Origin of the sequence: Flavobacterium aurantiibacter (genome assembly GCF_002251775.1) — a bacterium.
GTDB lineage: Bacteria > Bacteroidota > Bacteroidia > Flavobacteriales > Flavobacteriaceae > Flavobacterium > Flavobacterium aurantiibacter.
Map to the genome: position 1 here is coordinate 1 of NZ_NOXX01000079.1, position 1,824 is coordinate 1,824.

A 1,824-nucleotide genomic window follows, 5' to 3' on the forward strand; every position below is an offset into this window, starting at 1 on the left:
AATAACATCAAAAATCAATTAATTTAATTTCACCCAACGGGTTTACTTAGAAAATTAGTTTAAATAAAACCGATCCTACGTCTTGTGCCACTCGCGCAACTTTATTCCAAAACACGCTTTTGGATGAACTTTGCGGAATTTTAAATGTTCCTTTCCCGGTTTGTATCATGTTAATGATATCTGCGCCTTTTTGATTTCCGTAAGCTTGCAAAATTTCTTTTCCGAGCTGTAAATATTGTGGAAACTTCCCGTCTTTTAATCTGAAGTATTGTGAAAAATCAAACAGTACCTTTCCGTTATCATCTACGACCATTGGATACATGGAAGGATCGAATTCACCTGGATTTTCAACATTAAAAACGATTGGTTTTGAGCCATCGACACCCTCACCGGTGGCTGCTTCTTTTGCTAATAGCGGCGATTTTTCGTAGCCGTTTTTCTGTCTAGCTAACTCCAGTGCTTGATCGTCGAGGGTATTGGCTAAACTTTCTGAGCCGTAGATTGGCATGCGCAAACGCACTTCGATGTAGCCGTCTTTTTCTTTGGCTTCGCCAATTTGCTGTGCCCCTTTTACGACACCTTCGACTCTTGAATAAATGTAGTCGCTAGTGGTAATCATGTCTTGAACTGTGGTTTCGCCAATAATTTGAACGCCTTTCACAATTTCAAGCAGATTTCGTTGTGCAACCACCACAGCACCTCGCGTTGCCATTAATTTGGCTTGAGCTGCGTTTTTGAATCGTTCGTTATCGAGAACTGCCTGACCTGTTGCCTCGATGTACTGCTGTGTCCAGTTGATGTTTCCGTTCGGTTTGGTAATTACTAAATCGGTAGCCCCTTTGATGATGTCGGTTGCTTTAACAGGTGCGTTAACTGTTGTTTGCGTTTGTTTAACTTCAACAGGTTTTGGATTTGGAGTTGGCGCAGGCGTTGGCGTTGGCTGAGAAATTGTTGCTACTGGAGGAGAGAGTGCTGTTTTTTTTGCCACTCGTGCCTTTCTTGTTTTTCGCTCTTTTTTAACTGGCTTTTTAGTCTGGCTGTAAGCTGAATCTACAGTGGAAAACAAGACGAAAAATAGCAATGCGGTTATTAGTAAGTACTTTTTTTTCATAATTTTTGGTGTCAATAATTACTTTGATTTCATTTCTCTTTTAAAAACGACTCTACAAATAAGTTTTCAAAGTTATGATTTTCAAACAAAAGGAAGCGGACTGTCTTTTAAATTTGGAAGATCAGATAAATCCTGCCTTTTATTCGATTGTTTTACTCTTTTTACCTACTTGAAAAATCGGTTTCCATTTTTTGATTTTAGGTTTTTTTTGATTTGCAAATCGTATTGAAAGTTTTCAAGAACTGTACCATTTGAAAATCGTTAACAATAATTAGGCAATTCATCGATTATTTGCACTTAGATAGCTGATTTTCATGCTTTTACTTTTTTAACAATTTAGCTACTTTTTCAAAAAAACTTGTAAATGAAATTTAAATTTTGCTTTCTAACAATTGTTTATTGGCATGCCTCCGTTTTAATTTGAGTGGAAAAATGAACAAAGTGTGCGTATTCGGCAAAAATGGCTTCGTGATTTTTGAAGAATTGTAGTTTTGAGATAAAGCTTGGAAAGAAGAGCTGGAAATTAACAAACGTAATATTGCAATATTACCTCGATTAAAAAACTCATTATTAGCTTTTTACGTTAAAAAAATCATGCTTTAAAAAATAACTTTTAGTAGAATGCAGCAAACGTTTGTGCACGCTCGTTGCGGCCCGGATAGCAGCGAAAAGCCTTGCCTAAATCGGGGCGTACAAAAGCAAAAACCGCATAG

The 1,824-nt window shown here is 37.1% G+C and carries 1 protein-coding gene; it reads right to left on the minus strand.

The genetic code is table 11. The annotated features are described in order from the left end of the window. Positions 1-46 precede the first annotated feature (46 nt). Positions 47-1,111: an LPP20 family lipoprotein gene (locus CHX27_RS01000; RefSeq protein ID WP_133063379.1), complete on the minus strand. Its 1,065-nt coding sequence runs from the start codon at positions 1,109-1,111 to the stop codon at positions 47-49. Positions 1,112-1,824: the final 713 nt, after the last annotated feature.